We start from the raw sequence: 8,437 nt of genomic DNA on the forward strand, positions 1-8,437 counted from the left end.
CTTGTTCTACAAGTATAAGAGGATTAAGTTCTCCAAAAACTAACGAACCAATCTTCCACGACAATATATTGGTGACCATAATTGAGACACCGAATGCTAGTATTGCAATTACCAAAACCTCTATAGAAAACTGTACAAGGATCTCCCTTTTTGATATACCAATTGACACCAACACACCTGCTTCTTGCATTCTATTACGGATACGCAATGTCAAAATCAGAACCAGAACCGTTGTACTTACGATTGAAATGCAAACAAGCAATATGTAGACGATATTCTCTATCGAATCAAGCCCATCAGCAATCTTTTGATACTGAAAATCATTCGTGTTAACAAAATAGTTTCCCCAATCAATCTCATCTATTGTTTTGATTTCTGCAATTGTTTCATTCATACGTTTCGGGTCTTGAATGTAAAATGCAATTTCATCACAGTAAACACCCGTTTCAGCCTCCTGCAGCCTACACAAAACATCATGACTACAATAGATATGATTTACCATCTTTCCTGCTGTCGGTATGTCTGCTCCATCAATCGCTTGCGTTGCATCAAAGATACCTATAATCTGAACATCAACAAACTCTGTTTTTTCTGATATTCCATCATAGAATATGCCATTGTTTTCTTCAAGCTGTGCATGTGTTAGTTTTATTTTATCACCTACTGATAAACCACTTTGCGAAGCAAGTACATTACTTATCATAATAGTTGCACTATCTTCTGGCGTTATATGCCTTCCCGATTCAAGCATAATATCACCATCGACAAACTTAGAATTCAAAACACTATAATGCAATGACGTAATCTGTCCCATGCAACTTTCTTCATTAAATCCTGCACCTGGGGTAAAATAAAGAACATCACTTTTAACATAGCCAATATTTTGCGCATTGCAATACTGTATGTTTTCGTTCTCTAATATCTCATCAATTACCCTCTGATTAATACTTGTATCCTTCTCACTATATGTCACATTCCCATCTTCATCAAATACGGCATTCTGAGTTGGTCTAAGATAAAATGCTGCACCAACGGATTCTCTCATATCTGTAGCAATATTCTTAGATATGCTTAAAACGTAAAAACAGATCAATACAAATGATGATACAACCGTAAGCAATATAAACACTTCCAACGTTTTCCCTTTCTTACGCATTAAATATAAACGGGCTCTTTTTAGCACCTCCAAAGCTCCATCAACTCCTTTCGGATATAGAATAGCAATTTAAAATTTGATTTTGATTAGTTTCTGATATACTTTTAGTATGAAAAAAACTGCTAGCAAATGGTTTCTGTCCATTGCTAACAGCCTTTTTCATACTCTATTCTCCTATAGATATACTCTAAACATTACTCGTCCCTCATCACTACTCATATCATAACGAATATCATGTAAATCTAAAATGGTTTTTACAATGTAAAGCCCAAGACCACTTCCTCCTGTTACTTTACTTCTGGATTTATCAGCACGATAGAATGGAGTAAACAGTTGAGAGATATCATTATCATGACTTATCACTCCCTCATTTTCTATCTTTAATACGCTTATTCCATTCTGTTTGACTAAACCGATATACACTTTCGTTCCACTTTGTGAATGCCGTACTGCATTGCCAATAACATTGGATAATGCCTTTTGAAACAACGTTATATTAACACATACATTTATATCGTATTCCGAATTATATTCAATCGTAATCTCTTTTTCCTTCGCTATTGGCTTAATATCATATAGTACTTCACTAATAATATCTGATAACGGAATTTCAACTACGGTTTCGGACAATTCAATTGTTTCTATCTTTGATATCATCAAGATTTCTTGCACAAGATGCTCAATGTTTTCAACAGCTCTTAACGTTTGTGGCAGATACTTATCAACATTTTTATAGTCTCCAATCCCCATAATCATGCTTTCAATTTGTCCCTTCACTACAGTAATCGGCGTTTTTAATTCATGTGATACTGCAGCAAAGAAATCTCTTCGCTGCTTTTCAAGTTGCTTGACAGCATCAACATCCTCCTGAAGCTGCTGATTCGCCCCTTCTAATTGTTTCATAGCATCATCTAATGTACTTGCCATTATATCTAAACTCAAGGCAAGTACGCCTATTTCATCTATACGTTTCTCGTTACATCGAACTGTCAAATCTAATTCAGACATTTTCTTAGAAACCTCACTGATTTTACGAATTGGCTTAGTAAGAAACCGGCTACACCAAAATGCTCCCAAGAAAGAAAGTATAACTATAAATAAAATCACAATTGGAATCAATCTAATAAACATTGTTGCTACATCTTTTACAGCAGAAGAAATTGATACAAGTGTAAGCATATAGACTTCTGTTGAATCAGAAAAAACCATATCTGTTGACATTGTTTCTGATGCTTTTACACCATTCTCTCCTGAAGGGATACTACCAAATGTCACTGTATCATTACCACCAATTAACACGGCACTTGTATTATTCTCAATGCAGAAATCAATTAGCAATTCTTTCCCTTCTTGATATGTCACCTCTGATAAAGCAGAAAAAAGATTCTTTGCTTTTTCTGTAAAACGATTATCAACCGTTTTCTTATAGTTTTGAGGTATTGTCATCATAACCATACCATAGATAAACAAGGTACATATACTAATAAGCATTGCTACACATATAAAAACTTTCATACTTAAGCGTTCTCTAACGATCCTTATCAACTCGATATCCCACCCCTCTAACAGTCTCAATGCATGGAACAACTAACTTGCGTCGAATATTCATAATATGAAAGTTCACACCCTTTTCATCACCAACAAAGTCGTATCCCCAAACGTAATTAATGACATCATCTCTTGTAAATACCCTACCTTTGTTTTTCAAAAATAATTGTAAAATATCAAATTCAAGATGGGTAAGAATAACTTCCTTCGTAGCTACAAACACTTGTCTACTTTCTGTGTTCATAATAATGTCCCTATATTTTAACACCTCTGCTTCCTGTCTTTCTATAGACCTTCGAAGAATTGCTTCTACTCGCTTCAATACAAGTTTTAACGAAAATGGCTTTGTAATATAATCATCTGCCAACAATTCAAATCCTTTGATTTGACTATCCTCTGTGTCTAAAGCAGTCAATATAATAATGGGAACATTCGATTGCTTTCGAATCATCTCGCATACAGAAAATCCATCTAGTTTCGGCATTAATATATCCAGAAGTACAAGATCTGGTTTTTCACTATAGAAGGTATTCACCCCTTCCATTCCATCTGCTGCATGGTAAACGTCATATCCCGCATCATTTAATAATTCATATAAAATGTTTTGTATCTCTAACTCATCTTCAATAATAAGAATTTTTTGTGCCATCATACTTCCTCCCAAGGATGCATTTGAAACACACCCTTTTGTATTGTAGCATTATTTTATTAGTTTTGGGTTAGTTTTTAAGAAAAAATTAAAATAGCTGAAAAAAACACGGGAACCACAAATATCGTGATTCCCGTGTTTTTATAAAAGATTATTATAACCATTTTAATTATTCAATTGTAATTGTTTCGAAGTAACGTGTATTGTCAAATCCACTGAAACAGATTGTATAAGTACCTGGTTCCAATGTTGATTCGTCAATCCAAGATTTTGCTGAGATATAACGCGCATCATTGTACATTGCTTCCCAAGTGTCATAAGAACCTTGTGCATAGGCAATCGATTTAATTGAGAATCCATTGTCAAAAGTACAGAACATGCCATCATATCTTACAACTGCAGGTTTCACACAAGATTGTATCTCTGTAGTTATCGTATATAATGTACCATTCGTTGCTTTAATAAACAACGTATGCGTTCCATTACCCATTGCTGTAAAACTTAACTGCTCATCTGTCTTCATACTATTCCATGTAGTTGCATCATAGTAAAGTAATCCAGCACTGTTGTATGCACTAAAGTTATCTCCAAAACCATAAGATACATATGATATATCACTTACTCTGTTAAATACTACATTAATCTTGCCGTCTGCATCTACAATTGTAAATGGATATACTACATCAGTTACTGTAAATGGTCTATATTCAGCAGAACCATCTTTGTATTGAAGCAATGCTGTATATGTTCCATTCAATAATACATTATGATTTGCTACTCCACTTGCGAGTGTCAACTTCTTGTATCCAAGAGCCACCATCTTATTCCAGTTTGTACATAATCCATAAGACACATGTACAGAAGAAAGATCAGGGCTTGTAAACTTCAAGTTAGCACTGCTGTTATCAGCTGTATAACTTACTTCTAGTTCCGCTTGCATAATTTCTACTGGATCTTCTGGTTCTGTTGGAGTTACCACTTTAACAGCTCTACCATTCTTTACACTTCCGCTAACAGCTAGCATTTCACACATAAATGGAATAAACACATCTGTTACATCTGCTTCTGTACAAGTCTCACTTGCCAAAAGAGTTGTTGCTTTTGTATATGCATTCACTAACTTCGTATAGACTGCACTACTTACATATGTTTCTCCATCTTGTGCGTCTGCTTCCTTCTTAACTGTATTCATCCACTCTGTCAACTGTGCGTAAAGTGGATCACTTAATTGTGCTTTTGCAACTTCTACACCTGTACTTTGTGCTTTTACTACAGCATACTGGAACAATTCTCTTTTTACTCCATTTTCATTCACTGCTACTAAGAATGTGTAGATTCCGTCTGGAACATTTTCAATTATAAGTGCTCCATCCGTATTAAACTTCGTAACTTTCGTCTTATCATAGAGTATCATCTGTGCCCAAGTATTTAAACATACAGGCATAATTTCTCCATCCTGTGTGTTATAGTAAACAGAAACTAAGCTGTCACCTTCTTGAATCGGAGCTACTTTAATTGTACTTCCATCTACTGTTACAAGTTGTGGATATATAATTCTAATAGCCGCTTTATATGTACTTAATGCTGTCTTAACTGCTTTTGTTGCATTCGTAACTGTTGTCTGTGATGTCTTTGCTGTTAATGCTGCATTGGCTACTGCTATTGCATCATTGAAAGCTGTATGTGCTTGAGTAGAAATATAAGTACCTGGTTCTGTCTGTGCATAGATATCATCAACTACAACATAACCACTATTTTGATACCAATTCTCAGCATCTGCAATTGCTGTTGCTAACGCTTCTGTATCTACAAACACTTTATTGGCTATTGTCGATACATTGGCAGTCAATGCGTACAATTTACCATCATTATCAATTACTTGAACTGTATAAAGACCAGTATCAGTTACAGAAACCATAGATCCTCTAGTGAATTCACCTGTATTACCAATACGAATATATAGAATATCTGTTGCTTCACTTAAAGCAGTGATATTAACACCATCTACATATAAGTAAGGGAAATTAGCTACTGTTGTTGGATCTGTTAATGCCTCTGGTGCAGTTACTTGAACTTTATAATATTTTGTTCCTAAAGCAGTGTCCTTAACTCTTACAATGTACCAACCTTCCTGGCTTACTGTAAAGTCGAAGTTTCCACCATCTTCTGTACGTGTAACATTAATTTTTTGTGTCTTATCTGGAGCGAATGTTGCTGTATTAATAGTAGGCTCTTGTGCTCCTACGTATTGATATGCATATTCACTAAATCCACCTGCTACTAAAGAATCATGATATTGAATTTGGAAATTATTAGAGGATACTGTTACATCATCAAAATCATTCGCGATATATACTGGCTGTGCTTTAACCATTTCCGCTCCATCTAAATTATAGAAGAATAGGAATGTGTACCAACCAGCTTTTACCAAGTTAAATGCTTTTCCATCTAGTGAAGATACGCCATCTGTTACTGTTCCAAGTGTTGACTTGTATCCAGTTGAGCCATTTATTTCAGTAAATCTCTTACCATTTGTAGCATATGGTCCCCATGCAGTATAAGTATATGCATTTGTTGGATCGCTATATTGATAAGTTACCTTTGTCAAATAACTATTATTACTGTATACAACAATACCACTTGCGTCGTCTCTTTGTACAAGATATGGAATATTCGTCATTGCATCTTCAGGTGAAATATATACTGTATATGCAATTTCTTTCGCATCCTTGTATGTCATTAGGAATGTATACCAGCCAGCTACCGTAATACGAATATTACTTCCATCAATTGTAGAAGCTGTTGTTCCTGTCGTTGTTCCTTTTAAAACTTTGTATCCTGTTGTAGTGTTCATGCTTGTATCAAGTTTACCTTTTGCTACAAACGCACTCCATGTAGTATATTTGTATTCTGCATCACCAGTATAAATATAGTTTACTTTATACAAACCACTATTATTGTTAACATATGTTACAAGGTTATTATCTTGATACAATCTAGGTTTTCCAATTGCGAAATCTGCTGCATCAATGTTGACATACTGTACATACTCATTACCAGCATGGTCAGTTAATAAGAATGTATAACATCCAATCTTAGGAAGTTCCATTGTAGTCTGATGCAATGTAGATGAATAAAGTGCATCGCCTTCTTCATCAACACCTATCTTTGTTGCAGTTCCAACCTTAGATTTATATCCATTGACACCATTTACTGCTTTTAATTCATCTGTAGACTTACCATATGTATGATAATTGTACCAACTAGTATAATTAACTTTAGAATCTCCAGTGTAAGAATAAATTACTTTAGCAAGTCCATGATAATCTGTACTATAGAATGTAACTACGCTACCATATTTCGTTAAGTATGGTGTTTCCGATTGCGTTACACGTACACGTAGGATAACATCATTCATTACTACTCCGTTGCCCCATGTATTACTGTAGTCAACTTGCATTGCAGTAATTTTAACAACAACCTTATAGCCATCTGGTGTTAATGCTTTACCTGTTAAACGACTTCCACCATCAGTTAACTCTACATATTGACTATCTGCTTCATTTACTAATTCTGCCGCTGTAATGGTAACTGTACCTGTAAGTCCTTCAACTTTCTGACTTAACAAAGAAACTAAATCTGTATCATTACCAATAATCGTCTTAAATGATGCGATATTCTCAATCTTAGACTTCAATGCTGGTGTTGCCAATGTTGTTACAACTAAGTTGTTAGATGCTATGTAAGTTGTATCAGATTGTTCCGTCTTATCTGTGTAGATACTATAGTTTGTTCCACCATTAAGCCCTTCAAATGTATAAGTACCTGTTTCTGTTGCTTCATATGTAGCAAGAGTTCCTGCAGAAGTTTCAATATAGTATGTTTGTCCTTCTACAGTATCAATCGTAATTGAATTGTATGTTTTTTCTACAAGTGTAGGCATTGTTAATTGCTCATATGTCTTACTTAATATTGCACTATCTGCAACACCAAAGATAATAGAATATGTTTTAACTTCACCTGGTGCTAGTGTGATATTTTGCCAAGATAATGACATACCAGAATCTATATTCGTTAAAGTTGTTGTTGATCCTGCTACATACTGATTAGAAGTTCTTGAACTATAGTTACCATACCATTGTGTTGTTACATTATCAACCATACGTCCTAAACCATCTGCCGCATTACTTGTCTTTGTAATAACTGCGAATGCTAAAGCATTTGCTGCTGTTGACGCTGCTACTCGCATTCCGTATGTTGTTGTATAAACTGGTGCTGAATCGTTCGTACCAATCATACTATCACAGTTAATACCAAATCTATAACTACTAACCGTTGATGTAGTGTTATTACGTGCAACATAAGTTAATCGCACATATTGATTACCTGAAACACCTGTTACAATTGTAGGTACTGCATAGAGTTGTACACTTGTGTTTCCATTTGCCAATCCCCATCCAGCATTACTATATGTTGTTTTTGTCTGGCTAGCGCCTTGAATATCTACTGTTCCAGTCGTATTCTTAATACAATAAGAAATCTTACCTGCTGCTAAACTATAGTAGTTAGCCAAGTTACCACTTGTTGTAGTTGTTGCTGCTGTTGTAAATGTAATACCATTCTCTGAAACTAAATTACCTGCATATGGATATGCAGTATATGTAGTATCTGATTTAAGAGCAGTCAATTGAACAATAAAGCTGCCATTAATTACGTTTCCTGTCTTCGCATATTTTGTTCCATTAATTACAACTCCACAGCTCGTTGTCGTTGTATCTGCAACTGTCGCTTCTAGGAATACTGTCGCCTGTGTTCCTTGTGTGTACTGTGCGATCACAGCACCTGTAGAACCTAAGAACTCTTCTTCTACATCATCTTGTGTTGTTGCGGCTGCTTTTACCTTGTACGTATTCATTGGTAACATACCAAATGTCATCGCTAATACAAGTAACCCAACAATAATTCTTTTCATAGGCTTCTTCATAATCATCCCTTCTTTCTTAATTAATATATTTGTGTTTTGATTGTGATTTAAGGTTTCTTTTCCTATGCCATAATTCGTTGTACAGCTATAGGACTACCCT

Annotated in this window: 4 protein-coding genes; all 4 read right to left on the minus strand. The window is 35.0% G+C overall.

Translation table 11 applies throughout. The annotated features are described in order from the left end of the window. Window positions 1-1,156, minus strand: a 1,156-nt coding sequence (locus tag RMR19_RS06545; RefSeq protein WP_310602697.1) for an ABC transporter permease, incomplete at its 3' end; no start/stop codon positions are given. Between the two features lie 174 nt (window positions 1,157-1,330). Then, the gene (locus tag RMR19_RS06550; RefSeq protein ID WP_310602698.1) at window positions 1,331-2,671 is read right to left on the minus strand and encodes a sensor histidine kinase; all 1,341 of its coding nucleotides are present in this window, start codon (window positions 2,669-2,671) and stop codon (window positions 1,331-1,333) included. A gap of 13 nt (window positions 2,672-2,684) precedes the next feature. After that, window positions 2,685-3,353, minus strand: coding sequence for a response regulator transcription factor (locus RMR19_RS06555; RefSeq protein WP_310602699.1), 669 nt, complete (start codon window positions 3,351-3,353; stop codon window positions 2,685-2,687). Between the two features lie 169 nt (window positions 3,354-3,522). Further along, window positions 3,523-8,337 (minus strand): hypothetical protein, encoded by a 4,815-nt coding sequence (locus RMR19_RS06560; RefSeq protein WP_310602700.1) that lies wholly within the window; start codon window positions 8,335-8,337, stop codon window positions 3,523-3,525. Between the last annotated feature and the right edge of the window lie 100 nt (window positions 8,338-8,437).

The organism is Anaerosporobacter sp. (assembly GCF_031551385.1).
GTDB lineage: Bacteria > Bacillota > Clostridia > Lachnospirales > Lachnospiraceae > Anaerosporobacter.

Coding starts and splice junctions, on each gene's coding strand:
- RMR19_RS06550 (WP_310602698.1), bottom strand. CDS start 2,671: ATGAAAGTTTTTATATGTGTAGCAATGCTTATTAGTATATGTACCTTG.
- RMR19_RS06560 (WP_310602700.1), bottom strand. CDS start 8,337: ATGAAGAAGCCTATGAAAAGAATTATTGTTGGGTTACTTGTATTAGCG.
- RMR19_RS06555 (WP_310602699.1), bottom strand. CDS start 3,353: ATGGCACAAAAAATTCTTATTATTGAAGATGAGTTAGAGATACAAAAC.